This is a genomic window from Streptomyces sp. NPDC045968, from assembly GCF_056430475.1.
Window position 1 is genome coordinate 575209 of the sequence record NZ_JBWKLF010000001.1, and the last position, 26003, is coordinate 601211.

Below are 26003 nucleotides of genomic sequence, written 5' to 3' on the forward strand. Positions count from 1 at the left end.
CGTCTAACCATTGCAAGCGCCCGAACAGAGCGCCACAGAGCACCGCGAAGTACCGAGTACCGCGGCACCGATACGGAAGAGTGGGACGTCATGCCTCAGATGATCTTCGTGAACCTGCCGGTCAAGGACCTGGAGACGACGAAGGGCTTCTTCGGGAAGCTCGGCTACGGCTTCAACCCGCAGTTCAGCGACGAGACGACCGCCTGTCTGGTCATCAGTGACACGATCTTCGCCATGCTCATCACCGAGCCGCGCTTCAAGGAGTTCACCAAGAAGGAGATCGCCGACTCCGCGAAGTCGACCGAGGTCATCCTCTGTCTGAGCGCGGAGAGCCGCGAGAAGGTCGACGAGCTCGTCGACACCGCGCTCGCCTCCGGCGGATTCCCCGCCAACGAGCCCATGGACCACGGCTTCATGTACGGCCGCTCCTTCCAGGACCCCGACCACCACCTGTGGGAGGTCATGTGGATGGACCCGGCGGCGGTGGAGGGCCGGTCCTGACCCGCCACAGCCGCCGGACGACGGACTAGCTGCGGAACGGCCCGGTCACCTCGTAGGTGATTCCACCGGACGAACTCCCGCTCGTGCCGCGCTGCGAGGAGAAGTAGAGGCGCCGGCCGTCGGGGGAGAAGGCCGGGCCGGTGATCTCCGAACCGGACTGCCCGCTGATCCGCAGGAACGGGGCGATGGTGCCGGCCGGCGTGATCAGGCAGATCTCCATGTTGCCGCCGTCCTCCGCGACGTAGAGGTCGCCGGAGCCCGCCCGGGTGACGTTGTCGACGCCCGTCAGCGGGGCCGTACCGCTGGTGACGAGGGAGTCGTCGTAGGCGAGGGAGAGCGAGGACGTGTTGGCGTCGTACGCCCACACCCGGTTGTCGCCCTTGGTGGTGAACCAGCAGGTGCCCGCCGCGTAGAAGCAGCCCTCGCCGCCGTTGAAGACCTTGGCGCCGGAGACCTGGTAGCGGGTCTGGGTGGGCGAGCCGTCCGGGTCGGGGACATCGGCCCAGGTCACCGGGCCCGAGGTGCCGGTACCCGCCACGAGCACCTGAAGGGTGCCGCTCGACAGGTTGCCCCAGGTGGCGGGCCGGAAGCGGTAGAAGCGGCCGTCGGTCTCGTCCTCGGTGAGGTAGATGTAGCCGTGGTCCGCGTCGGCCGCCGCCGCCTCGTGCTTGAAGCGGCCCAGCGCGGGACGCTGCACGGCCGCGTCGACGCCCCACGGGTCGGTCTCGTACACGAATCCGCGGCTGACCTCCTCGCAGGACAGCCAGGTGTCCCACGGGGTCCGGCCACCGGCGCAGTTGTTGTTGGTGCCGGACAGGATGCGGGAGGCGGAGGTGACGGTGCCGGCGGAGTTGAAACGCACGGCACTCGCGCCGCCGCCGCTGCCCGAGGAGACCTCGGCGTTGGAGACGTAGATCCAGCCGCTGCCGTCGGCGAAGGTGGCGCCCCCGTCGGGAGCGCTGTGCCAGGTGTACGAGGTGCCGGCGACGGTCTGACCCGAGCGGGCGATGATTCTGCTGGTGAAACCGCTGGGCAGCAGGATGCCGTTGGCGTTGGCCGGCTGCAGTGCGCCGTACGGGCCGGGGCCCGGCTGGGCCGGGGCCGCGAAGGCGGCGCCCCGCCACAAGGTGCCGCCGAAGGCCGCCGCCGAGGTGCCGATCACCGCTGTGCGCAGAAAGGTCCGACGTTCCACGATCACTCCACAGGTGACGTGAGGGCCCGCCGTCCGGTCGGCCGGCGGGTCGCGCGTCAGGACAGTAGAGCGGCACAGTTGACGGGGCGTCAACGGACGGTGAACGGCCCGCGCACGCGGTCAGTCCGCCCGTACCCCGTACACCGGTACGGAGATCTCGTCGTCGTCCAGGCAGGTGCCCGTCGCCAGATCGAACCTCTGCTTCAGCAGGGGCGAGGCGACGAACGGCCGGCCCGCGGCGGACCCGACCAGGCCCCGCGAGAGCACGTACGCCCCGGTGAACGGGTCACGGTTGTCGATCGCGTACGCCTGACCCGACCGGTCCACGAAGAGCGCGACCTGCCGGCCGTCCGGGAGCAGGGCCGCGACGCCCCGCCCGGGGGTCAGCAGCGAGCGGTCGCATACCGTGAACCAGCCGTTCCCGTGGGCGAGCTGGATCACCCGGGTGTCCTGGTCCTGTGCCGTCCCGGTCGTCCGTGCCGTCTGTACTGTCATCAGGATGCGGTCCCTTCAAGCGTGCGGATGGCGAGCACCGGTCCCGCGAGGATGTCCAGGTCGGGCTTGACCTGGTCACGCTCCGGGACGAACTTCACCGAGGGGTCGGGGGCGTCGGGTGCGTTGACGAAGGTGACGAAGCGGCGCAGCCGCTCGGGGTCGTTGATGGTCTCGGCCCACTCGTCGCGGTAGCCGGACACGTGGTCGGTCATCAGCCGTTCCAGCTCCGCGCAGATCCCGAGCGAGTCATGGACCACGACGTCGCGTACGTGGTCGAGGCCGCCCTCGATCCGGTCCAGCCAGGTCGAGGTGCGCTCCAGCCGGTCCGCCGTACGGATGTAGAACATCAGGAACCGGTCGATGAGGCGGACCAGTTCGGCGTCGGACAGGTCCTGGGCCAGCAGGTCCGCGTGGCGCGGTTCGGCGCCGCCGTTGCCGCCGACGTACAGGTTCCAGCCGTTGGCGGTGGCGATGATCCCGAAGTCCTTGCCGCGCGCCTCGGCGCACTCCCGGGCGCAGCCCGAGACCGCCGACTTCAGCTTGTGCGGGGAGCGCAGGCCCCGGTAGCGCAGTTCCAGATCGATGGCCATCTTCACCGAGTCCTGCACGCCGTAGCGGCACCAGGTCTGCCCCACACAGGACTTGACCGTCCGCAGCGACTTCCCGTACGCGTGCCCCGACTCGAAGCCGGCGTCCACGAGCCGGGTCCAGATCAGCGGCAGCTGGTCGACGCGGGCGCCGAACATGTCGATGCGCTGACCACCGGTGATCTTCGTGTAGAGGCCGAAGTCGCGGGCCACCTCGCCGATCACGATCAGTTTCTCCGGGGTGATCTCGCCGCCCGGGATGCGCGGCACGATCGAGTACGAGCCGTTGCGCTGGAGGTTGGCCAGGAAGTGGTCGTTGGTGTCCTGGAGGGCCGCCTGCTCGCCGTCCAGCACATAGCCGCTCGCGCCGAGCGTGGGGGCCAGGGAGGCGATGATCGAGCCGACCGTCGGCTTGCAGATCTCGCAGCCGTCCCCGCCGCGTGCCTCGGGCCGGCCGTGCGAGTCGAGCAGCGCCGCGTACGAGGTGGTGCCCAGCGTCCTGACGATCTCGTACAGCTCACTGCGGGTGTACGAGAAGCAGCCGCACAGGCCCTTGTCGGTGCTCTGCGGCAGCAGCTGGCCGATGACCTTGACGCAGCTCCCGCAGCCCGTGCCGGCCTTGGTGCACTTCTTCACCTCGGGCAGGGTGCTGTGCTCGCAGATCGCGCCCTTGGTGACGTTGTGGCAGGAGCAGATGACCGCGTCGTCCGGCAGCGAGGACGGGCCGAGCGTGACCGGGCCCCCCGCGCCCGCGGGCAGCACCAGCTGCTCGGGCGCCACGGGCAGGACCGTGCCGGTCATCGGCCGCAGCGTGCCGTACTGGTCGGCGTCCCCGACGAGCACCCCGCCGAGCAGGGTGCCGTCCTGGCCGATCACCAGCTTCTTGTAGACGCCCGAGCGGGAGTCCGAGTAGACGACGTCGAGGCAGCCCTCGGCCGCGCCGTGCGCGTCACCGAACGAGGCAACGTCGACCCCGAGCAGCTTCAGCTTGGTCGACAGGTCGGCGCCGGTGAACGAGGACCGCTCGCCCGCGATCACCCCGGCCACCGTCTGCGCCATCTCGTATCCCGGCGCCACCAGCCCGTACACCCGGCCGTCCGCGGCCAGGGCGCACTCGCCGATCGCGAAGACGTCGCTGTCGGACGTCCGGCACTCCTCGTCGACGATGATGCCGCCGCGCTGGCCGACCGCCAGACCGCAGTCGCGGGCCAGCTGGTCCCGGGGCCGTACGCCCGCCGAGAAGACCACCAGGTCCGTGGCGAGGGAGGAGCCGTCGGAGAGGGACATGCCGTTCACCGCGCCGTTCCCGTCCGCGGTGACCTCCTGCGTACCGACGCCCGTGTGGACGGTGAGGCCCATGTTCTCGATGGTGCGCAGCAGCGCGGCGCCGCCGCCCGCGTCGACCTGGACCGGCATCAGCCGGGGCGCGAACTCCACCACGTGCGTGTCGAGCCCGAGGCCCTTGAGCGCTCCGGCCGCCTCCAGGCCGAGCAGCCCGCCGCCGACCACCGCGCCCGTCTTCGCCGTCTTCGCGTACTCCTCGATGGCGAGCAGGTCCTCGATGGTGCGGTAGACGAAGCACCCCTCGGCGTCCTTGCCGGGGACCGGCGGCACGAAGGGGTACGAGCCGGTCGCCAGGACCAGCGTGTCGTACGTGAAGGCCAGCCCGGAGCGGGAGACCACCCGGCGCGCCTCGCGGTCGACGGTCTCCGCCGGATCGCCGAGGTGCAGCTCGATGCCGTGCCGCGCCATGAAGTCCGGCTCGACGAGCGACAGGTCGTCCGGGGTCTTCCCGGAGAAGTACGAGGTCAGCTGGACCCGGTCGTACGCCGGGCGGGGCTCCTCGCAGAGCACGACGACCCGGGCGGTGCCCGCCGTCGCGGTCAGGCCGCGGTCGGCGAGTGCCTCCAGGAACCGCTGGCCGACCATGCCGTGCCCGACGACCACGATCGTCGGCACTCCTGCGGCGGGAGCGTTCGGGGAAGTGGGCACCGGCATCTCAGAGACCTCCGTCGTTGGTGAGCAGGTGGAGCAGGGACATGTCGGCGGGCAGCGCTTCGTCGTTCTGCCAGGTACGGGCGAGGGTGCCGACCGCGCCCAGATCGCCGAACAGCACGCCGCCGGCCAGCCGGTCGCCGCGGACGACGACCGAGCGGTACGCGCCCTTGGTGGCGTCGGCCAGCCGGATCACGTCGTCGCCCGGCAGTGGCCGGGAGTCGCCGAACGCGGCCAGGTCGAGCGCCCCGGTGACGGGGGCGGCGGGGAGTGCGCCGACGAGCTCCGGGGCGGGGGAGCGCAGGGTCAGCCGGGTCAGGGCCCGGGTGCCGGTGTAGCGGGCGGGGCGGCCGGCCAGTACCTCGGCCAGGACGTCCGCCTGTTCCAGCGCGGCCCCGGCGAGCCCGTAGACGGTGGAGCGGTGCTCGGCGCAGTCGCCGACCGCGTGGATGTACGGGTCGGACGTGCGCAGCTCGTCGTCGACCACGATGCCCTTGCGGACGTCGAGGCCGGCGGCGTGGGCCAGACCCGTGCGGGGGCGGACCCCGCAGGCCAGCACCGTGATCTCGGCCTCCAGCTCGTAGCCGTCGGCGAGCTCCACGGCGCGTACCGCGGAGTCCGAGCAGCGCAGGCCCCGGACCCGGCACTCGGTGTGGACCTCGACCCCGAGGGCTTCGAGGTGGCGCCGCAGCAGCCCGGCCGACTCGGCGTCCAGCTGCCGTTCCATGAGGTGCTCGCCCTGCTGGGCCAGCACCACTTGGGCGCCGCACTCGGCGAGCGCCCGGGCCGCGGACACCCCGAGGAGGCCGCCGCCGATGACCACGGCGCGCGTACCGGGACGTACCGCCGCGCGCAGGGCCAGGCAGTCGTCGAGGGTGCGGAACGGATGCACCCCGTCGGGCAGCGTGTTCCCGAGACCGCGCAGCGGCGGCAGCACCGGATTGGAACCGGTGGCCAGCACCAGGCGCCCGTACCGGACGACGCTGCCGTCGTCGCAGTGCACCAGCCGGTCGGCCGGATCGACACGGACCACCCGGACCCCGCGCCGTACCTCGGCGGGCGGCAGGGCGATCACGTCCGGTGCGTACCGTCCGGCCAGCACCTCCGCGAGCAGCACCCGGTTGTACGGGGCGTGCTCCTCCTCGCCGATGACGGTGACACCGGGGACCCGGGCGGCGAGCCGTGCGCCCGCCATCCCGGCGCCGATCACCACCACACGTGCCGCGTTCTCCGTCTGTGTCCTCATGACGACGAGAGTGCGCGGCGGGTGTTACCCGACCGCATCCCCGCTGTTTCCCGGGAGGAACCTTGCGCTCAGCGCGGTGCCGGGAGGTGTGTGAGGGGGCGTGCCGGCCGGACCGCCGGTGAGCTTAGGGTCGGGAACATGCCTGAGATGACCCTGACCACCCTCGTACTCCTCTGCCTCGCCGCCGCGGCGGCCGGCTGGATCGACGCGGTGGTGGGCGGGGGAGGGCTGCTGCTTCTGCCCGCGCTGCTGCTGGGCCTGCCCCAGGTGCCCGCCGCGCACATCCTCGGCACCAACAAGGCGGTCGCGATCGTCGGGACGTCGGGCGCCGCCGTGACGTATCTGCGCAAGGCGCCGGTGCAGGTGAGCACGGCCGTACGGATCGGGCTCATGGCGCTGACCGGCTCGATGGCCGGCGCGTTCTTCGCCGCCGGGATCAGCAGCGACGTCCTGCGCCCGGTGATCATGGTGGTGCTGCTCGGCGTCGCGGCCTTCGTACTGCTGCGCCCCTCGTTCGGCACGGCGGCCGCCGGGGACGGAACGGGCCGGCAGGTCACCCGGGCCCGTACCGTCACCGCGATCGTGCTGGTGGGCGGCGGCATCGGCTTCTACGACGGGCTGTTCGGACCGGGCACCGGCACCTTCCTGGTGCTCGCGCTCACCGCCGTGCTCCACCTCGATCTGGTGACCGCGTCCGCCAACGCCAAGATCGTCAACGTCTGCACGAACGGCGGGGCGCTGGCGATGTTCGCCTACCAGGGCACGGTGCTGTGGCAACTGGCCGCCCTGATGGCCGTGTTCAATCTGGCGGGCGGCATGTTCGGTGCGCGGATGGCGCTCAGCAAGGGCAGCGAGTTCGTTCGCGGGGTGCTGCTGGTCGTGGTGTTCTCGCTAGTCGCCAAGCTCGGCTTCGATCAGTGGACGGCCTGACCTGGCCGCTCAGAGCACCTCGGTGAGATGGGCGTACGCCACGACGTTGCCCTGGTAGCCGGTCTTCTCCGAGAATCCGCCGCCGCAGGTGATGAGCCGCAGCGAGGCGTGCGGTGAGGCGCCGTACACCCGCTGGTCGGGGAAGTCCTCGTTGTCGTACACCTCGATCGCGTCGATCGAGAAGACGGCCGTGCGCCCGTCCTTGCGGTCGATCTCGACCCGGGTGCCCCGCTTGGCCGCCCCCAGGGCGTAGAACACGGACGGGCCCTGTGCGTTGTCGACATGGCCGGCGACGAGGGCGGTGCCCTTGGCCCCGGGCGGGGTGCCGTTCTTGAACCAGCCGGCGATGTTGCGGTTCCCGTCCGGCGGCACGTCGAGGCTGCCGTCCCCGCCCAGTCCCAGCCGCATCATCGGCGCGTCCACCTCGATGCCGGGGATGCGGATGCGGACCGGTTCGGACGGGCGCATCGGTTCCGCGACGGGGGAGCCCGGCTGGAGCTGCGGACCGGCCGCGAAGGACTCGGCGGCGGACGGCTGGGGTGGCACCAGGAGGGTGTTGGACCCGTTCTGGATCAGCCAGAGGCCGCACAGCACGGTGATGCCTACCAGCCAGCCCTTGGCCTTCTGGGACACGTCGGTGGTGTCCCGTCAGTTGCCGTGCGTGCCGTTGGCCCGGCGGCGCATCAGCAGCGCCCCGCCGACGGCTGCCGCGGCGATGACTCCGGCGCCCGCAGCGATCTGCGTGGTGTCGGGTCCGACGCTGCCGCCGACGCCGGTCCTGACGTGCCCGGCGGGCTGGCTGTGGTCGGGCTTGTAGGGGTCGGGCGTGGGGCGGCCACCGCCCGCGGTCACTTCGAGGTCGCCGCCGGCCTCCTTGCCGTTGTCGCACGAGACGCCGATGCCGTACGTTCCGGGCTTGGTGTCGTGCGGCACGGTGAACCGGCCGACCACGACCTCCTTGTGGGTGCCGGGGCTCAGCTCGAAGTCACCGGCGTCCAGCGAGTTCGCGTCGCCGATGCCCGAGCCGTCGGGCCCGCACGCCGTGGTGTTCACGGTGACCGTGGCGCCGGGGGTGGCGGTCGCCGGGGTGATCTCCAGCCGGCCGAGGTCTCCCGCGTACGCGGACGGGGTGGCGAGGGTGAGGCCGAGCGCGGCGGCGGTGAGCGCCGCGGCGGCGGTACCGGTCACGAGGCGGGCAGGACTGCGCATGGGGGATTCCTCCGGGCAGACGGCGCGAGCAGGTGTGTCCTGTCTCCGAGATAACGGGCGCCGCGCGACCCCCGCCTGCTGACGGCAGGTCAGCTTTCACCCGTACGGACCGGCGCGGCACCCTTGCCCGGAGGAGTCGACGCAGGTCGTGGCGGTACGGCTGGGCTGTTCGGTCGGCTGCGGGGCACCCCGTGCCGATCGGGTGAGAGTCCCCAGTGATGTGTGACGCGGATCACATGTGTGGCCTCGGAGGGCGGGGGCACACGAAGGACATCCCCCCCACGGGACGCGGCATCCCCCCTCGCCGCCGCCCCACGGCTACCGCCTCCACGGGCCCGTTCCCCCCCTCGGGCCCGTGGAGGCGGCGCCGTGTCCGCCGGGTGCCAGCGGCTCAGGCGCCGCCCGTGGCGCTCCACACGATGTGCGGCGCGCGCACGCGGCCGCACAGGGGCTGCCCCTTCGCATCGGTCAGCGGGAGCCGCGCGGTGAGGTGCCCGGTCCGTACGGCCGCGTCGAGGACGTCCGGACCGATGTCGCTGAACATCAGCTTGGCCCGCCGGAACATGGAGAACACCCCGGCGTCGTCGACCGTGCCCCAGGACAGATAGACGAAGCGCCCGCCGAGCCGGTTCTGCACGTACGGCCCCGACACCTCCACGCCCTCCTCCGTGGGCACGGTGACGCAGTCCAGCGTCCAGGTGGCGGAGGGAGCGTCACCGGGGTGCAGTCCGAGCAGCTCGCCCGGCCTGTCCTTGCGCTGCACGCCGACGTGGATGTTCTCGTAGCCGGGAAAGTCGGAGTCCGGCCCGCAGGCGCGGCCCGGGAGTGCGGAGGCTTCGATGTGGATCTGCATGGGCCCATGCTCCTGCACCGGACCCGGGCGCCCGGACCCGACGTCCGGACCGGGCCCGCGGCTTCCGCGGCTCGCCTACCGGACGCTGTCCCGGGCCGCGTCCTCGTACACCTTCCCGATGTGCCCCATCAGTTCCTCGTCGGCCTCGAAGGAGAGGTCGTCGATCCGGCTGACCGGGGCGATGCCCTGCGAGTTGGTGACGAACGCGGACCGGTACGCCCCCAGGTCCTTCAGCGTCACGGGCCGCCGCACCGAGCCGGCCGGGCCGAGTCCCCGCTCCAGGAGCGCCATGGTGATGCCGGTCAGCGCGGGAGCGTCCGGCCAGACCACCGAACCGCCGTCCCAGAAGGCGATGTTGGTGATGGACCCCTCCGTCACCACACCGCCGGGCGCGGTCAGCAGCGCCTCGTCGAACCCCGCCCGTTCCGCCAGCCGCCCGTAGTAGGTCTGCCCGAACTCACCGGCGCGCTTGATGTGCGGCACCGCGCGGGCGTACGGCACGGACATCAGGCTCTTCGGGGCGGCGGGCGCGGCGGCCGGCTCCCGTACCGTCACCATCACCGTCGTCGCCGTGTCGCCCGGAGGCAGGAGGCCGTGCACCCGCACGGAGCCGTCCAGGACCCCGGCACCCTCCAGGGCGTGCCCGATCAGCCCGCGCACCCGCTCGCCGTCCAGCGGCAGGTCGAACAGCTCCCGGTTCCCGGCGTCCAGCCGGGCGAGGTGCAGATCCAGGCCGCGTACCTTTCCGTCCCTGATCTGCATGGCCGTGAAGTGGCCGTAACCGAAGAAGGCGGCGACGCGCAGATCGTCCTCGGTGGCCGGGTGCCCGTTGACCTCGACGTACGGCGTCCGTGGGGTGGTTGTCATGCCGTCCACCGTATGCCGTGGCACGCGATGCGTGACGGGCTTGACCTCAACCTTGGTTGAGGCGCGAGCCTCTGGGCATGGACCTCACAGCTTCCGCATCCGCATCCGTTTCCGCCGCCACCACCGCGCCGTTGAAGGTGGCGGTCATCCTCGGCAGCAACCGCGAAGGGCGCTTCGGCCCCGTCGTCGCCGACTGGTTCCTCTCCCGGGCGGCCGGCCACCCCGACATCGAGACCGAACTGATCGATGTCGCCGAACTGGACCTCCCGTTCGCCCTCTCCTACCGTCCCGACGCTGCCGCCCAGGCCCAACTCGCACGCGTCACACCCCGGTTGGCCGAGGCCGACGCCTTCGTCGTCCTCACTCCCGAGTACAACCACTCCTTCCCGGCCCCGCTCAAGAACCTGATCGACTGGCACCACGCCGAATGGCAGGCCAAACCCGTCGCCTTCGTCTCGTACGGAGGGATCTCCGGCGGTCTCCGAGCCGTCGAGCAGCTCCGGCAGGTCTTCGCCGAGCTCCACGCCGTCTCGGTGCGCGACACGGTCTCCTTCCACAACGCGGGCACCCACTTCGACGACGAGGGCCGCCACAAGGACCCGGCGGCGCCCGACGCGGCGGCCAAGGCCATGCTCGACCAGCTGGTCTGGTGGGGCCACGCGCTGCGCGACGCCAAGAAGCGCCGCCCGTACGGCGCCTGACCCCGTCCCGGCCGACAATGCGAGGAGACCGCCTTTCGGACGCACTCCCGAGGAGCCCGACGATGACCGAGCCGGCATGGCTGACCGTACTGACCACGACGGACAGCGAGGAGAAGGCCCGCTCCCTCGCCCGGGGCGCCGTGGAAGCCCGGCTGGCCGCCTGCGCCCAGATCTCCGCGCCCGTCACCTCCGTCTACCGGTGGGAGAACGCCATCGAGTCCACCGAGGAGTGGCAGGTGCTGTTCAAGACGACGGCCGAGCGGTACGACGAGCTGGAGGCGCACATCGAGGCGGTGCACGACTACGACACCCCGGAGATCATCGCGACCCCCGTGGTGCGCGGCAGCGCCCGCTACCTCTCCTGGGTGACGGCCCAGACAGCACCCGTGGTGGCGCTGTGACCGTCGGCGAACTGCCGTTCTTCGTCTACGGCACACTGCTGCCCGGACAGCGCAACCACGACCGGTTCCTCCTGGGCCGCACCGCCCGGGAGGAACCGGCCGTGCTGCCGGGCGCGCTCCTCTACGAGGGCCCCGGATACCCGTACGCCATCGAGGGGCACGGAACCGTCCACGGCGCCCTCGTCACTCCGGCGCCAGGCGCGTACGGGGAACTGCTCGGGCAGCTCGACCAGCTGGAGGGGTATCTGGGCCCCGGCCACCCGCGCAACCTGTACGAGCGGGCGGCCAGGGACATCCAGGTGGAAGCGGCCACGACCGCCGCCTGGGTCTATCTCGCGGGCGCCGCCGTCACCCGCTCCCTGCGCACGGGCGGCACCGGAATCCCGGGCGGGAACTGGCTGAGACCGACCGGCACATAGGGGCGGCACCACCTCCTGGGCGCCGGTCGGTCTCACCCGGCAGGCTCCACCCGCACCGCGCACACCTTGAACTCCGGCATGCGCGACACCGGGTCCAGGGCCGGGTTCGTCAGCGTGTTGGCCCGGCCCTCGCCGGCCCAGTGGAACGGCATGAACACGGTGTCCTGCCGGATCGCCACGGTGATCCGGGCGGGCGCCACCGCCCGCCCCCGCCGCGAGGTGACCGCGACCGGGTCGCCATCGGCCACTCCGATCCGCTCCGCGAGCCGCGGATGCAGCTCCACGAAGGGGCCGGGCGCCGCCGCGTTCAGCTCCGTCACCCGGCGGGTCTGCGCCCCCGACTGGTACTGGGAGACGACCCGCCCGGTCGTCAGCACCACCGGGTACTCCGCGTCCGTCTCCTCCGCCGCCGGGCGGTGCGTCACCGGGACGAACCTGGCCCGCCCGTCGTCCGTGGCGAACCGGTCGAGGAACAGCCGGGGCGTACCGGAGTGCCCCTCGTCCGGGCAGGGCCAGAACACCCCGTCCTCCGCCATGATCCGCTCGTAGGTGATGCCCGCGTAGTCGGCGGGGCCGCCCGCCGAGGCCCGCCGCAGTTCGTCGAAGACCTCCCGCGGATCGGTCGGGAAGCCCTTGCCGTGCCCCAGGAGCGCGGCCAGACCGTTCAGCACCTCCAGGTCGCTGCGTACGCCCTGCGGAGCGGTCACCGCCTGCTGCCGCAGCAGGACCCGGCCCTCCAGATTGGTCGTGGTCCCGCTCTCCTCGGCCCACTGCGTCACCGGCAGCACCACATCGGCCAGCGCCGCCGTCTCGGACAGCACCACGTCCGCGACCGCGAGGAAGTCCAGCGACCGCAGCCGCTCCTCGACATGTCCGGCGCGCGGCGCCGAGACGACGGGGTTGGAGCCCATCACGAGCAGCGCCTTCACGTCCGACCCCAGCGCGTCGAGCAGCTCGTAGGCGCTGCGGCCGGGTCCCGGCAGCGCATCGGGGTCCACGCCCCACACCCCGGCCACATGGCGGCGCGCCGCCGGGTCGGTGAGCTTGCGGTAACCGGGCAGCTGGTCGGCCTTCTGGCCGTGCTCGCGGCCGCCCTGCCCATTGCCCTGACCGGTCAGACAGCCGTAGCCGGACAAGGGACGGCCGGCCCGGCCGGTGGCCAGACAGAGATTGATCCAGGCACCGACCGTGTCGGTGCCCTTCGCCTGCTGCTCGGGGCCCCGGGCGGTCAGCACCATGCCGGTCTCCGCACCGCAGAACATCTCCACGGCCTCGCGCAGCTGCGGCACCGGCACCCCGGTGATGCGCTCCACCAGCTCCGGCCAGTGCGCCATGACCCCGGCCCTGGCCTCGTCCCACCCGCTCGTACGGGAGCCGATGAACTCCTCGTCCACCCGGCCGTCGGCCACCACCAGATGCAGCATGCCGAGCGCGAGCGCGAGATCGGTGCCCGGCCTGGGCGCCAGATGGAGATCGGCCTGCTCCGCGGTCCTCGTACGGCGCGGATCGATGACGATCAGCTTGCCGCCGTTCTCGCGCAGCTCGGTCAGATAGCGCAGCGCGGGCGGCATCGTCTCGGCGGGGTTCGACCCGACGAGGATCACGCACCCGGTGCGGGGGATGTCCTCCAGGGGGAACGGCAGTCCGCGGTCGAGGCCGAAGGCCCGCTGGTGCGCGGCGGCCGCCGACGACATGCAGAAGCGGCCGTTGTAGTCGATCTGCGAGGTGGCGAGCACCACCCGGGCGAACTTCCCGAGCGTGTACGCCTTCTCGTTGGTCAGCCCACCCCCGCCGAACACCCCCACGGCGTCCGCTCCGTGCGCCGCCCGGGTCCCGCGCAGCCCGTCGGCGATCCGCTCCAGGGCCTCGTCCCAGCCGGCCGGCTCCAGCTCGCCGCTCGCGGCGTTCCGTACGAGCGGCCCGGTCAGCCGTACCGCGGAGGAGAGCAGGGCGGGCGCGGTCCGGCCCTTGCCGCACAGTGCTCCCCGGTTGACGGGGAAGTCGGTACGCTCCACGACCTCGACCACCGCGCCATCGGTGACCGGTCGCAGATTCATCCCGCACTGCAGGGCGCAGTACGGACAGTGGGTGGAAGTCTCGGTGCGGGCCATACGCCCAGCGTGCGAGCCGGGTATTACGAGGCCGGACGCTTCCGGTTACGCCCCAGGTACACCCACCTCAGCCCGTCCCGGACCCGGCGGTGAGGTCCGGGTCCTCCCGCCCTTCCTCCGGGTCCTCCCGCCCTACCCCCCGTCCGCCGCGAGCGCCTCCGTGACCCCCCGCTCACGCGGCCCCAGGAACTGCGGGTCCGGCCTGAACAGGACGTCCAGCGCCGCCTTTCCCGAGGCGAACATCTCCCGCGCGCCGCCGTAGTACCAGGTCGAGTCGTGTACGGCGTCGACCCCGACCCCGTACGCGTCGATCCCGGCGGTACGGCACAGGGCGATCGCCCGCCGGATGTGGAATCCCTGGCTCACCAGGACCGCCCGGTCGACCCCGAAGATCTTCTTGGCCCGTACACAGGAGTCCCAGGTGTCGAATCCGGCGTAGTCGCTGACGATCCGCCCGTCCGGCACCCCGCGCCCGGTCAGATACGTCCGCATCGCGTCCGGCTCGTCGTACTCCGCCCGGCTGTTGTCACCGGTGACCAGCACGACCTTCACCTTGCCCGTCCGGTACAGCTCGGCGGCGGCGTCGAGCCGGTGCGCGAGATACGCCGAGGGCCTGCCCCGCCACAGACCCGCCCCGAACACCACGGCGACCTTCCGCACGGGCGCGTCGGCCGTCGTCCGTACCCGCGCGTCGGCCGTGGCGTGCATCCAGGTGGCGGGGGCGAGGCCCACCACGCAGGCCACCATGAGCCCCTGCACGACCAGCCGCTGCGCGCGGCGGGTCCGCGGCAGCGACGGCCTCAGCCCTACCGGCCACCCCCGCCGTCGTCCCAGCCGTCCCGCCCATCCGGGCGTTCCCGGCCATCGCAGTCGTCCCCTCGGCACGCAAGCCCCCCTGGTGGTCCGTCGTCATCACGTTCTGCTGTCCCCTATGACCGGACGAACGACAGGCCGAAAGAGTTCACTCGTCCGCGCGATCCGCCGTGAGCCCATGGCAAACACCCGTCACCCTCGCGCAACGGCACGGCAACGTCCGACCGGCACCATCGGTTCATGACGGCGCAGGCATCGGAACATCCCCGTGAGCCCCTGTCCCTCGACAGCACCGCGCAACTCCTGACCCGCATCACCGATCAGCTCGGCACCCAGCTCAGCCTCGTCTCCCTGAACGGAACCCGCAGGCCCATGCACCGCACCCGGCAGCCCGCCCGCCCCGCCCCCGTGGCCGGCGGCGTACCCGCCCCGACGCTGGTCGCCGTCGCGCACGGCAGCCGGGACCCCCGGGCCCTGCACACCGTCCTGGAGCTCCTCGACCGGGTCAGGGAGCTCCGCCCCGGACTCGACGTCCGCCTCGGCCACATCGAGCTGAACCAGCCCCTCCTGCCGACGACCCTGGCCGCCGTGGGCGCGGGCGACGCCGTACTCGTACCGCTGCTCCTCGGCCGGGGCCACCACGTCAAGCACGACCTGCCCGCCGCCGCTGCCGCCGCACCCGCCCTGCGGAGCCGGATCGCCGCACCCCTCGGCCCGCATCCGCTGCTCGTCGAGGCGCTTTACGGCCGGCTCGTCGAAACCGGCTGGCACCCGGAGGACGGGACGAGCCGCGGCGCCGCCGTCGTGCTCGCCGCCGCCGGTTCGCGCGACCCGGACTCCGCCACCGACACCCGCCGCACGGCCCGGATGCTCAGCGACCGGCTCGGCGGCGTACCCGTCGTGCCCGCCTACGCCTCCGCCGCCGCACCCACCGTCCCGGCCGCCGTGCGCGCCCTCGCCGCCCGGGGCCACCACCGCGTCGCCATCGCCTCGTACTTCACCGCACCCGGCCGCTTCGCCACCGCGGCGGCCGCGGCCGCACCCGGAGCCGCTGCCGCGCCGCTCGGCGCGCACCCGGCGATGGCGCGGCTGCTCCTGCACCGGTACGACCGGGCACTGGGATACGAATCCCCGGTGAACGAGCGGCTCCTGACCTCCGCCTGACCCGTGTTTGTCAGCCCCGCCGATTACTGTCGGACCCATGGACGGTACGCACGGCAGCCACGACACGCACACGGCCGCATACGGGGCCCGGGACACCGAGCGCTGGGACACCGAGCCCGACAAACGGCCCGGCCGCACCGCGTTCCAGCGCGACCGCGCCCGCGTCCTGCACTCGGCGGCCCTGCGCAGGCTCGCCGGTAAGACCCAGGTGGTCACCCCCGGCACACGCAGCCGTGCCTGGGACGCCAGCCCCCGGACCCGGCTCACACACTCCCTGGAGTGCGCCCAGGTCGGCCGCGAACTGGGCGCCGCGCTCGGCTGCGACCCCGACCTGGTCGAGACGGCGTGCCTCTCCCACGACATGGGCCACCCGCCGTTCGGGCACAACGGGGAACAGGCGCTCAACGACTTCGCGTCGGACTGCGGCGGTTTCGAGGGCAACGCCCAGTCGCTGCGCCTGCTGACCCGCCTCGAACCCAAGAGATTCGTGCGCGAGCCCCGCAGCGGCGAGCTCGTCAGCGTCGGGCTCAATCTGACCCGCGCCGCCCTGGACGCCGCCACGAAGTACCCCTGGCCGCGCGGCGGCCACCCCACCGACCCCGGCTCCCCGAAATTCGGGGTGTACGAGGACGACCTGCCGGTCTTCGCATGGGTCCGGGAGGGCGCGCCGCCGGACCGCACCTGCTTCGAGGCCCAGGTCATGGACTGGGCCGACGACGTCGCCTACTCCGTGCACGACTTCGAGGACGGGCTGCACGCCGGGCACATCGACCCCAACTGCCTCTTCGCCGAGCCGGAGCGGCGCGAGATCTGGGCGGTCGCCATCGGCCGGTACGTACCGGCGGACACCGATCCGCAGGAGCTCGCCGAGGCGCTCGACCGGCTCGTCGACCAGGACTGGTGGCCGCACGGCTACGACGGCTCGGCCGTCGCCCAGGCCCGGCTGAAGGACGCGACGAGCCAGCTCATCGGCCGGTTCTGCCAGGCCGCCGAAGCCGCCACGTTCGAGCACCACGGCCCCGGACGCCTCAGCCGGTACGACGCGGAGCTCGTCGTCCCCCGCGAGGCGCGCAACGAATGCGCCGTGCTCAAGGCCGTCGCCGACCGCTATGTCATGCAGCGCGCCGAGCAGGAGGTCATCCGCGCCGAGCAGCGCATCGTCATCGCGGAACTGGCCGCCGCCCTCACGGCCCGCGCACCCGAAGGGCTGGAGCCGCAGTTCCGCGCGCAGTACGAGGCCGCGGCGGACGACCGGGCCCGCAAGAGAGTCCTGGTCGACCAGATCGCCGCGCTCACCGACGCCTCGGCCCTCTCCCTGCACACGACGCTCACCCTGCACCGCCCCTGAGCGCGACCGCCCGCCCGCCACGGGACCCGTCCGTCCGCCCGCCGGCCCCACCGTTCATCAGGGCGTCGCCCAGGCGGGTGCGCCGATGGACGAGCACGGGCGGCAGCAGCGGATCGGCGAGGACGACGGGGAAGCGTACGCAGAAGAACGCCGGGATCACCGTCAGCGCCCGTCCGCCGAGCGGCAGCTCCCACCGCACGGGATACGGGGCCTCCAGCACCCGCCTCTCCGCCCGCCAGGAGAGCCCGGGCCCGTAGCTGGCCAGCAGCCCGTCCGTACCGGCGGCCAGCGCCGCCCCGGCGCGTACCGGACGGTCCGCCGCGACCACCGCCCCGATCGTGGCGAGACACGGCTTCACCGCCACCGCGTGGTAGCGGCGCAGCCCCTCGCCGAGCCGGGCGAGCGCCCCGATGTCACCGGCCGCCAGCCGCCGCGCGCCGCACGGTATCCGGCCCGGCCCGTAGAGCCGGGCGATCTCCCGGCCGATCCGGGAGGCCGGGGTGGAGAGCACCTGGTCGATCCCGGTCTCCAGGTCGGTGGTGCCCCTTCGCGCGCAGACCGGAATACCCGTCAGACGGGCCCCGCCCAGGGGTTTTTGGCGGGGCCCGCCAGCCGGCCGCTGCCGTGGGGCGCGGCGGCGGCGGCCGACCGCGCCTCAAGTGGTGTGCTGGGGGCACATGACTTCCGCCGGGGACCCTGCTCCACGCGGCGCCGGCCCCGGTCGGCAGACTGGCCCCATGACCACGGGGTGTGACCTGATCGGGGCACACCCCCTTTCGCCATCACGCTGTGTGCGGGACGCTCGCAGGGTGGCGGCGGAGCACAGCACCCAGCACCGAGGAGGCACAAGTGGTCGACGCACATCGCACGTTCGTCATCGTCGGCGGAGGACTGGCAGGAGCGAAGGCAGCGGAAACACTCCGTGCCGAGGGGTTCAGCGGCCGGGTGATCCTGATCGGCGATGAGCGTGACCATCCGTACGAACGGCCTCCGCTCTCCAAGGGCTATCTGGCCGGGAAGGAGGAACGGGACAGCGTCTTCGTCCACGAGACGGCCTGGTACGCCGGGGCGGACGTCGAACTCCACCTCGGTCAGCCCGTCACGGCCATCGACCGCGCCGCCCGTTCCGTGCAGCTCGGTGACAACACCGTCATCCGCTACGACAAGCTGCTCCTGGCCACCGGCGCGGAACCCCGCAGGCTCGACATCCCCGGTACCGACCTGGTCGGCGTGCACCATCTGCGCCGCCTCGCCCACGCCGACCGGCTGCGCAACGTCCTGGCCGCCCTGGGCCGGGACAACGGCCACCTGGTCATCGCCGGAGCCGGCTGGATCGGCCTGGAGGTCGCGTCGGCGGCCCGCGGCTACGGCGCCGAGGTCACCGTCGTCGAACCCGAGCAGACCCCGCTGCACCAGGTCATCGGCCCCGAGCTCGGCCAGATCTTCACCGATCTGCACAGCGAGCACGGCGTCCGCTTCCACTTCGGTGCCCGCCTCACCGAGATCACCGGCCAGGACGGTCTGGTCCTCGCCGCGCGCACCGACGACGGCGAGGAGCACCCCGCCCACGACGTGCTCGCCGCGATCGGCGCCGCACCGCGCTCCGCCCTCGCCGAGGCGGCGGGGCTCGACCTGGCGGACCGGGCGCACGGCGGCGGCATCGCCGTCGACGCCTCGCTGCGGACCTCCGACCCGCACATCTTCGCGGCGGGCGACGTGGCCGCCGTGCAGCACCCGCTGCTCGGCACCCGGCTGCGGGTGGAGCACTGGGCGAACGCCCTGAACAGCGGCCCCGCCGCCGCCCGCGCCATGCTGGGCCAGGAGGTCTCCTACGACCGGGTGCCGTACTTCTTCTCCGACCAGTACGACCTCGGCCTCGAATACTCGGGCTGGGCGCCGCCCGGCAGCTACGACCAGGTCGTCATCCGCGGCGACGCGGGCAAGCGCGAGTTCATCGCCTTCTGGCTCAAGGACCGCAAGGTCCTGGCCGGGATGAACGTCAACGTCTGGGACGTCACCGAGGCCATCCAGCAGCTGATCCGGGCCGGCGGGCAGATCGATCCGGACGCGCTCGCCGACCCGTCGGTGCCGCTGGAGTCCCTGCTCTGACTGCGCGGGGGCGGCCGGGAGGAGCCGTCCGGCCTCCCGGCCGCCCCGGCCCGTTCCACGGATCACACCGTCGTGCGGTCCGGGTGCCGTGGCCCACCCGTAGACTTCACGGGTGGCAGGCAGGATCAATGACGACGATGTGAAGGCGGTCCGGGACGCGGTCCCGATCGACGCCGTCGTTTCCGAGTACCTCCAGCTGCGCAACGCGGGCGGCGGGAACCTCAAGGGACTCTGCCCCTTCCACGACGAGAAGTCCCCCTCCTTCCAGGTCAGCCCCAGCAAGGGGCTCTTCCACTGCTTCGGCTGCCAGGAGGGCGGCGACACGATCGCCTTCGTGATGAAGATCGACCACCTCACCTTCTCCGAGACGGTCGAGCGCCTCGCCGCGAAGGCGGGCATCACCCTGCGGTACGAGGAGGGCGGCTACAACCCCTCCCACCAGCGCGGCGAACGGATCCGGCTGGTCGAGGCGCACAAGGCCGCCGCCCAGTTCTATGTGGAGCAGCTGGACGGCCCCGAGGCCGAGATCGGCCGGAAGTTCCTCGCGGAACGCGGCTTCGACCAGGCCGCCGCCGCCCACTTCCGTGTCGGCTACAGCCCCGCGGGCTGGGACCACCTCACCCGCTATCTGCGCGGCCAGGGCTTCAGCGACAGGGAACTCATCACCTCCGGCCTCTCCCAGGACGGCCGCCGCGGCCCCATCGACCGCTTCCGCGGCCGGCTCATGTGGCCGATCAGCGACACCTCCGGAGAGATCGTCGGCTTCGGAGCGCGCAAGCTGCGCGACGACGACAACGGACCCAAGTACCTCAACACCCCGGAAACCTCGATCTACAAGAAGTCCCAGGTGCTGTACGGGATCGACCTGGCCAAGAAGGACATCGCCAAGGCCAGCCGGGCCGTCGTCGTCGAGGGCTACACCGACGTCATGGCCTGCCACCTCGCCGGGGTCACCACCGCCATCGCCACCTGCGGCACGGCTTTCGGCAACGACCACATCAAGCTTCTGCGCCGCCTCCTGATGGACAACGGCAGCGCCCGGGTGATCTTCACCTTCGACGGTGACTCGGCAGGCCAGAAGGCGGCCCTGCGCGCCTTCGAGGACGACCAGAAGTTCGCGGCCGAGACCTACATCGCGATCGCCCCGGACAACATGGACCCGTGCGACCTGCGGCTGGCCAAGGGCGACGAGGCCGTCCGCGACCTCGTCGAACCCCGCACCCCGCTCTTCGAGTTCGCGCTGCGCCAGATCGTCGGCCGGTACGACCTGGAGACACCGGCGGGCCGCGCCGCCGCGCTCGACGAGGCCGCACCCGTCGTCGCGAAGATCAAGACGAGCAGTGTGCAGCGCGAGGTCGCCGTCCAGCTCGCCGGCTTCGTCGGCATCCTCGACCAGGAGTTCGTCGTACGCCGGGTGGCACAGATCGCCCGCTGGGCCCGGGACCGGGGCGACCGCGGCCCCGCGCAGGGCCCGTCCCGGGGCGGCCCCCAGCACCCCGCCACGGCCACCGCCCCGCCGGCGGGCATCTCGGGCCCCGCGCTCAACCTCCGCAGCCCCGCCCACCGCACCGAGCGCGAACTGCTCAAGCTCGCCCTCCAGAAGCCCGCCCTGGTCTCACCGGCCTTCGACGCCTACGGGACCGACGAGTTCACCGCCCCGCCGTACGCGGCGGTGCGCCAGTGCATCGCGGAGGCGGGCGGCGCCGAACAGGGGCTGGCCGAGACCCGCGAGTACCTGGTCAACGTCCTGGACGCCGCCCCCGACGACACCGTGCGCAACCTCGTCACGGAGCTGGCCGTCGAGGTATTCCACGGCAAGTCCATCGACGAGACGTACGCGGGCATGCAGCTCGTCCAGGTCCGCCTGCGCGCTGTCGACCGCCGGATCAACGACGTACAGGGCAGCCTCGCCCGCCTCGGCAGCAACGTGGCCCCCGAGCACCTGGCGGCCGCGCAGAACGAGGTCTGGGTCCTCCAGCAGTACGCCCAGTCCCTCCGGAGCAACGGCGCAGACGCGCTCTGACGCGCCCGCGCACCGTCCGCGGCGAACCACCCCCGCCTCAGCCGCCGCCCGCGTCCGGTAACCGACCGGTCACGCACAGGACTCAGAAAGTCACCGCACGCCCCTCGTGGCAGCGATGTGTCGTACCCCACACTGGGTGCGGTGCCTGAGTCATCGGAGCGCGGTCGGTCCACCGAGGGCGGACCCCACACCCGCCGCGGTCCGGCAGCGCGATCACCTGGAGGTCGCCCCCGTGCAGACCCGGACCATGACGAGCCCGACCGAGCATGTCCCGGCGATCCCCGCGCAGAACCGGGCCGTGCGCCATCCGGAGGCCGCAGCGGCCCTACCCGGGGAGGCGACGGACGCAGTGATGGAAGAAAGCCCGGAGGTGCCCGAACCCCCGGAGCGGCGGAGCCGCCCGGACGCCGGTGGCACCTCGTCCGACCTCTTCCGCCAGTATCTGCGGGAGATCGGCAGGATTCCGCTGCTCACGGCCGCCGAGGAGGTGGAGCTCGCCCGCCGGGTCGAAGCGGGGCTCTTCGCGGAGGAACGGCTCGCCCGCACCCCCGATCCGGACACCAGGCTCGCCGTCGACCTGGACCGTCTCGTGGTCATGGGACGGATGGCGAAGCGCCGGCTCATCGAGGCCAACCTCCGCCTCGTCGTCTCCGTCGCCAAGCGGTACGTCGGCCGGGGGCTGACGATGCTCGATCTCGTCCAGGAGGGAAACCTCGGACTGATCAGGGCCGTCGAGAAATTCGACTACGCCCGGGGCTACAAGTTCTCCACGTACGCGACCTGGTGGATACGCCAGGCCATGTCCCGCGCGCTCGCCGACCAGGCACGGACCATACGGGTCCCGGTCCATGTCGTCGAACTGATCAACCGCGTCGTGCGGGTCCAGCGCCGCCTGCTCCAGGAGCGGGGCTACGAGCCGACCGCCGAAGAGGTCGCCGCCCAGCTCGATCTGACGCCGGAACGCGTCGGCGAGGTGCTGCGCCTCGCCCAGGAACCCGTCTCGCTGCACGCCCCGGTCGGCGAGGAGGACGACGTCGCCTTCGGTGACCTCATCGAGGACGGCGACGCCGCGTCCCCCGTCGAGTCCGCCGCGTTCCTGCTGCTGCGCGAGCACCTGGAGGCGGTGCTCTCCACGCTGGGGGAGCGGGAGCGCAAGGTGGTCCAGTTGCGGTACGGGCTGGCCGACGGGCGGCCCCGCACGCTTGAGGAGATCGGCCGGATCTTCGGCGTGACGCGCGAACGCATCCGCCAGATCGAGTCCAAGACACTCAACAAGCTGCGGGACCACGCCTTCGCGGACCAGCTCCGCGGTTATCTGGACTGAACGGCTAGTCCACCTCGGCGAGCGCCTGGGCGAACTGTGCCGCGTACAGCCGGGCGTAGGCGCCCTTGGCCGCCAGCAGCTCGTCGTGCGTGCCCTGTTCCACGATGGAGCCGTTCTCCATCACCAGGATCACGTCCGCGTCCCGGATCGTGGAGAGCCGGTGCGCGATCACGAAGCTGGTCCGGCCGTGCGCGAGGCGGGCCATCGCCTTCTGGATCAGCACCTCGGTACGGGTGTCCACCGAGCTGGTCGCCTCGTCGAGCACCAGGATCACCGGGTCGGACAGGAACGCCCGCGCGATGGTGATCAGCTGCTTCTCGCCCGCGCTGACCCCGGAGCCCTCGTCGTCGATCACGGTGTCGTAACCGTCCGGAAGGGTACGGATGAAGCGGTCGGCGTGGGCCGCCCTCGCCGCCTCCTCGATCTCTCCCCGGCCGACCTCGCGCGAAGCGCCGTACGCGATGTTGTCCGCGATCGATCCGCCGAACAGCCAGGTGTCCTGGAGGACCATCCCTATCCCGGACCGCAGTTCGTCGCGCGACATCGTCGACACGTCGGTGCCGTCGAGGACGATCCGGCCGCCCGTCACCTCGTAGAACCGCATCAGCAGATTGACCAGGGTCGTCTTGCCGGCCCCGGTCGGGCCGACGATCGCGACCGTGTGGCCGGGCTCCACGCGCAGCGACAGATCCTCGATGAGCGGCTTCTCCGGGTCGTAACGGAAGGAGACCTTCTCCAGCGAGACACTGCCCAGCGGCTTGCCGGGGCGGGCGCGCCGTTCAGGGTCCGGGTCCGGCTCCTGCTCGTCGGCGTCCAGCAGCTCGAAGATCCGCTCGGCCGACGCGACACCCGACTGCACCAGGTTCGCCATCGAGGCGACCTGGGTCAGCGGCATCGAGAACTGCCGCGAGTACTGGATGAACGCCTGCACATCACCGATGGACAGGGCGCCCGACGCGACCCGGAGCCCGCCGACGACCGCGACCAGCACATAGTTCAGGTTCGACACGAACATCATCAGCGGCTGCATGATCCCGCTGTTGAACTGGGCCCTGAAGCCCGCCTCGTACAGCGCGTCGTTCTGCTCGGCGAAGTCCCGCGCGGACTCCTCCTGCCGGCCGAAGACCTTCACCAGCGTGTGGCCGGTGTACATCTCCTCGATGTGGGCGTTGAGCCGGCCCGTCACCTTCCACTGCTGCACGAACTGCGGCTGCGAGCGCTTGCCGACCCGGGCCGCGACGAGCACCGACACCGGGATCGTCACCAGGGCGACCAGCGCCAGCAGCGGGGAGATCCAGAACATCATGATCAGCACGCCGATGATGGTCAGCAGGGAGTTGATGAGCTGGCCCATCGTCTGCTGCATCGTCTGCGAGATGTTGTCGATGTCGTTCGTCGCGCGGCTCAGCACCTCGCCGCGCTTCTGCCGGTCGAAGTACGACAGCGGCAGCCGTGCCAGCTTCGTCTGGAGGTCCTCGCGCAACTGGAACACGACCCGGTTGATCACCCGGATCGACAGCCGCGTGGACACCAGCATCAGCAGCCCGGCGCCCAGATAGACCACCAGAGCCACCAGCAGGACGTTGCCCACCGCGCCGAAGTCGATGCCCTGGCCCGGGGTGAAGTCCACGGCCGAGAGCATGTCCGCGAGACCGTCGCTGCCCTTCTCCCGCAGGTCCTCGACGGCCTGCGCCTTCGTGGTCCCCTCCGGCATGCCGCGGCCGACGACGCCCGCGAAGATCAGGTCGGTCGCGTTGCCGAGGATCTTGGGGCCGACCACCGAGAGCCCCACGCTCAGCGCCACGGCGACGAGCATGGCGTACAGCGAGGACTTCTCCTGACTGAATCTCCTCAGCAGCCGCTTCCCGGACCCCTTGAAATCCATGGACCGCTCGGTCGGAGCGCCGCCCGCCATCATGCGTCCGCCAGGCCCGGCCATTACGCGGCCTCCGCTTCCGTCAGCTGGGAGAGCACGATCTCCCGGTAGGTTTCATTGCCGTCCATCAGCTCGTGATGGGTGCCGGTCCCGACGACCCGGCCCTCGTCCAGCACCAGGATCCGGTCAGCGTCACGGATGGTGGACACCCGCTGCGCCACGATCAGCACCGTCGCCCCGGCCGTCTCCCGCGCGAGCGCCCCGCGCAGCGCGGCGTCCGTCGCGTAGTCCAGCGCCGAGAACGAGTCGTCGAAGAGGTAGATCTCCGGCCGCTGCACCAGCGTCCTGGCGATCGCCAGACGCTGCCGCTGACCACCGGAGACGTTGGTGCCGCCCTGCGCGATCGGCGCGTTCAGCCCGTTCTCCAGCCCCTCCACGAACTCCTTGGCCTGCGCGACCTCCAGCGCGTGCCAGAGCTCCTCGTCGGTCGCGTCGGGATTCCCGTACCGCAGATTCGTCGCCACCGTCCCGGAGAACAGATACGGCTTCTGCGGCACCAGGCTCACGGTCTTCGCCAGCAGGACCGGATCGAGCGTCCGCACATCCACGCCGTCGACCAGCACCTCGCCGTCCGTCGCGTCGAACAGCCGGGGTACGAGGCCGAGCAGCGTCGACTTCCCGCTGCCCGTCGACCCGATGATCGCGGTCGTCTCACCGGGCCGCGCCACCAGATCCACCGCGCGCAGTACAGGCTCCTGGGCGCCCGGGTAACGGAACTCCGCTCCCCGCACCTCCAGATGGCCGTGGCGGCGCAGCTCGGTGACCGGGGCGAGGGGCGGCACCACGCTCGAATCGGTCTCCAGGACCTCCTGGATGCGCTCCGCGCAGACCTCGGCGCGCGGCACCATCATGAACATGAAGGTGGCCATCATCACGGCCATCACGATCTGCATCAGATACGCGAGGAACGCGGTCAGCGCGCCGATCTGCATCCCGCCGCTGTCGATGCGGTGCGCACCGAACCAGACGACGGCGATGGACGACACGTTCACCACGGTCATCACGGTCGGGAACATCAGCGCCATCAGCCGGCCCGTGGACAGGGACACGTCCGTCAGACCGTTGTTGGCCCCACGGAAACGCTCCTCCTCGTACGCGTCCCGGACGAAGGCGCGGATGACGCGGTTGCCGGTGATCTGCTCGCGCAGCACCCGGTTCACCGTGTCGAGCCGCTCCTGCATCGTGCGGAACAGCGGGCGCATCTTCCTCACGATGAGGCTCACCGAGATCCCGAGGACCGGCACCACGGCCAGCAGCACGGCGGAGAGCGGCACGTCCTGCCCGAGCGCCATGATGATGCCGCCGATACACATGATCGGCGCGGACACCATCAGGGTGAACGCCATCAGGACCAGCATCTGGACCTGCTGCACGTCATTGGTCGTACGGGTGATCAGCGACGGCGCGCCGAAGCGGCCGAGCTCGCGTGCGGAGAAGGACTGCACCCGGTCGAAGACCGAGGCCCGCACATCGCGCCCGAGCGCGGACGCGGTCCGCGCCCCGTAGTAGACCGCCCCGACGTTGCACACCACCTGGAGGACGCTCACGGCGATCATGAGGCCGCCGAACTCCAAGATGTAGCCCGTGTCCCCCTTCACGACACCGTTGTCAATGATGTCCGCGTTGAGGCTGGGCAGATAGAGGCTGGCGCAGGTCTGCAGCAGCTGGAGGAAGACCAGCAGCGCGATGGGTTTGCGGTAAGGACCGAGATAGGTTCGCAGAATTTTTATGAGCACGCGTGTCTCTCGGAGTCGGCGTGGGCAGAGGCCGACCCATTTT

23 protein-coding genes are annotated in these 26003 nt (G+C 71.7%); 10 read left to right on the forward strand and 13 right to left on the reverse strand.

Annotation, left to right across the window (positions count from 1 at the left end):
* Window positions 1-90: 90 nt before the first annotated feature.
* Window positions 91-501, forward strand: coding sequence for a VOC family protein (locus AC07FA_RS02390; protein WP_479072801.1), 411 nt, complete (start codon window positions 91-93; stop codon window positions 499-501).
* Between the two features lie 25 nt (window positions 502-526).
* Here AC07FA_RS02390 and AC07FA_RS02395 read toward each other — a convergent pair whose 3' ends face one another.
* From AC07FA_RS02395 to AC07FA_RS02410, 4 genes are all read right to left on the reverse strand, one after another.
* Entirely contained in the window at window positions 527-1693 is a 1167-nt protein-coding gene (locus AC07FA_RS02395) for an alkaline phosphatase PhoX (protein ID WP_479072802.1), read from the reverse strand.
* A 120-nt stretch (window positions 1694-1813) separates the two neighbouring features.
* Complete coding sequence (nirD, locus tag AC07FA_RS02400; protein ID WP_479072803.1) at window positions 1814-2188, reverse strand: nitrite reductase small subunit NirD; 375 nt, start codon at window positions 2186-2188, stop codon at window positions 1814-1816.
* On the reverse strand, window positions 2188-4773 hold the full coding sequence (gene nirB, locus AC07FA_RS02405; protein ID WP_479072804.1) for a nitrite reductase large subunit NirB: 2586 nt from the start codon (window positions 4771-4773) through the stop codon (window positions 2188-2190). The genes nirD and nirB overlap by 1 nt, the downstream gene beginning before the upstream one ends.
* A gap of 1 nt (window position 4774) precedes the next feature.
* Entirely contained in the window at window positions 4775-6016 is a 1242-nt protein-coding gene (locus AC07FA_RS02410; protein WP_479072805.1) for an NAD(P)/FAD-dependent oxidoreductase, read from the reverse strand.
* 138 nt (window positions 6017-6154) lie between these two features.
* On the opposite strand from AC07FA_RS02410, the gene AC07FA_RS02415 reads away from it, so the two are divergent.
* Window positions 6155-6946: a sulfite exporter TauE/SafE family protein gene (locus AC07FA_RS02415; protein WP_479072806.1), complete on the forward strand. Its 792-nt coding sequence runs from the start codon at window positions 6155-6157 to the stop codon at window positions 6944-6946.
* Window positions 6947-6955: 9 nt separating this feature from the next.
* Here AC07FA_RS02415 and AC07FA_RS02420 read toward each other — a convergent pair whose 3' ends face one another.
* From AC07FA_RS02420 to AC07FA_RS02435, 4 genes are all read right to left on the reverse strand, one after another.
* The gene (locus AC07FA_RS02420) at window positions 6956-7579 is read right to left on the reverse strand and encodes a class F sortase (RefSeq protein ID WP_479072807.1); all 624 of its coding nucleotides are present in this window, start codon (window positions 7577-7579) and stop codon (window positions 6956-6958) included.
* Between the two features lie 15 nt (window positions 7580-7594).
* Window positions 7595-8155, reverse strand: a complete 561-nt coding sequence (locus tag AC07FA_RS02425) for a hypothetical protein (protein WP_479072808.1) — start codon at window positions 8153-8155, stop codon at window positions 7595-7597.
* Window positions 8156-8546: 391 nt separating this feature from the next.
* Window positions 8547-9008, reverse strand: coding sequence for a DUF5990 family protein (locus AC07FA_RS02430; RefSeq protein WP_479072809.1), 462 nt, complete (start codon window positions 9006-9008; stop codon window positions 8547-8549).
* Between the two features lie 75 nt (window positions 9009-9083).
* A complete protein-coding gene (locus AC07FA_RS02435; RefSeq protein WP_479072810.1) occupies window positions 9084-9875 on the reverse strand; it encodes an aminotransferase class IV in 792 nt (263 codons plus the stop codon).
* A 77-nt stretch (window positions 9876-9952) separates the two neighbouring features.
* On the opposite strand from AC07FA_RS02435, the gene AC07FA_RS02440 reads away from it, so the two are divergent.
* The 3 genes from AC07FA_RS02440 (at window position 9953) to AC07FA_RS02450 (ending at window position 11396) form a co-directional block, all read left to right on the forward strand.
* Window positions 9953-10576 (forward strand): NADPH-dependent FMN reductase, encoded by a 624-nt coding sequence (locus tag AC07FA_RS02440; protein WP_479072811.1) that lies wholly within the window; start codon window positions 9953-9955, stop codon window positions 10574-10576.
* A gap of 62 nt (window positions 10577-10638) precedes the next feature.
* Window positions 10639-10977, forward strand: coding sequence for a divalent-cation tolerance protein CutA (cutA, locus tag AC07FA_RS02445; protein WP_479072812.1), 339 nt, complete (start codon window positions 10639-10641; stop codon window positions 10975-10977).
* Complete coding sequence (locus AC07FA_RS02450) at window positions 10974-11396, forward strand: gamma-glutamylcyclotransferase family protein (RefSeq protein WP_479072813.1); 423 nt, start codon at window positions 10974-10976, stop codon at window positions 11394-11396. Before cutA ends, AC07FA_RS02450 begins: the two co-directional genes overlap by 4 nt.
* Window positions 11397-11428: 32 nt before the next feature.
* On the opposite strand, the gene AC07FA_RS02455 is transcribed toward AC07FA_RS02450, so the two are convergent.
* Together AC07FA_RS02455 and AC07FA_RS02460 are read right to left on the reverse strand one after the other, a co-directional pair.
* The gene (locus tag AC07FA_RS02455) at window positions 11429-13507 is read right to left on the reverse strand and encodes a molybdopterin oxidoreductase family protein (RefSeq protein WP_479072814.1); all 2079 of its coding nucleotides are present in this window, start codon (window positions 13505-13507) and stop codon (window positions 11429-11431) included.
* Window positions 13508-13639: 132 nt separating this feature from the next.
* Window positions 13640-14341: a SanA/YdcF family protein gene (locus tag AC07FA_RS02460; protein ID WP_479073422.1), complete on the reverse strand. Its 702-nt coding sequence runs from the start codon at window positions 14339-14341 to the stop codon at window positions 13640-13642.
* A gap of 219 nt (window positions 14342-14560) precedes the next feature.
* On the opposite strand from AC07FA_RS02460, the gene AC07FA_RS02465 reads away from it, so the two are divergent.
* Both AC07FA_RS02465 and AC07FA_RS02470 read left to right on the forward strand, forming a co-directional pair.
* Window positions 14561-15484 carry a sirohydrochlorin chelatase gene (locus AC07FA_RS02465; protein WP_479072815.1) on the forward strand — a complete coding sequence of 308 codons (924 nt, stop codon included), beginning with the start codon at window positions 14561-14563 and terminating at the stop codon, window positions 15482-15484.
* 37 nt (window positions 15485-15521) lie between these two features.
* Window positions 15522-16832: a deoxyguanosinetriphosphate triphosphohydrolase gene (locus tag AC07FA_RS02470; protein ID WP_479072816.1), complete on the forward strand. Its 1311-nt coding sequence runs from the start codon at window positions 15522-15524 to the stop codon at window positions 16830-16832.
* On the opposite strand, the gene AC07FA_RS02475 is transcribed toward AC07FA_RS02470, so the two are convergent.
* Entirely contained in the window at window positions 16813-17343 is a 531-nt protein-coding gene (locus tag AC07FA_RS02475; RefSeq protein ID WP_479072817.1) for a hypothetical protein, read from the reverse strand. The genes AC07FA_RS02470 and AC07FA_RS02475 overlap by 20 nt on opposite strands.
* A 338-nt stretch (window positions 17344-17681) precedes the next feature.
* Between AC07FA_RS02475 and AC07FA_RS02480 the strand changes: the two genes are divergently transcribed.
* The 3 genes from AC07FA_RS02480 to AC07FA_RS02490 all read left to right on the forward strand — a co-directional run bounded on the left by AC07FA_RS02480 (window position 17682) and on the right by AC07FA_RS02490 (window position 22288).
* A complete protein-coding gene (locus tag AC07FA_RS02480) occupies window positions 17682-18941 on the forward strand; it encodes an NAD(P)/FAD-dependent oxidoreductase (protein WP_479072818.1) in 1260 nt (419 codons plus the stop codon).
* A 112-nt stretch (window positions 18942-19053) separates the two neighbouring features.
* Complete coding sequence (dnaG, locus tag AC07FA_RS02485; protein ID WP_479072819.1) at window positions 19054-20964, forward strand: DNA primase; 1911 nt, start codon at window positions 19054-19056, stop codon at window positions 20962-20964.
* A gap of 232 nt (window positions 20965-21196) precedes the next feature.
* The gene (locus AC07FA_RS02490) at window positions 21197-22288 is read left to right on the forward strand and encodes an RNA polymerase sigma factor (protein WP_479072820.1); all 1092 of its coding nucleotides are present in this window, start codon (window positions 21197-21199) and stop codon (window positions 22286-22288) included.
* Between the two features lie 4 nt (window positions 22289-22292).
* Here AC07FA_RS02490 and AC07FA_RS02495 read toward each other — a convergent pair whose 3' ends face one another.
* A complete protein-coding gene (locus tag AC07FA_RS02495) occupies window positions 22293-24227 on the reverse strand; it encodes an ABC transporter ATP-binding protein (RefSeq protein ID WP_479072821.1) in 1935 nt (644 codons plus the stop codon).
* Window positions 24227-25960 carry an ABC transporter ATP-binding protein gene (locus tag AC07FA_RS02500; protein WP_479072822.1) on the reverse strand — a complete coding sequence of 578 codons (1734 nt, stop codon included), beginning with the start codon at window positions 25958-25960 and terminating at the stop codon, window positions 24227-24229. The genes AC07FA_RS02495 and AC07FA_RS02500 overlap by 1 nt, the downstream gene beginning before the upstream one ends.
* Window positions 25961-26003 lie beyond the last annotated feature (43 nt).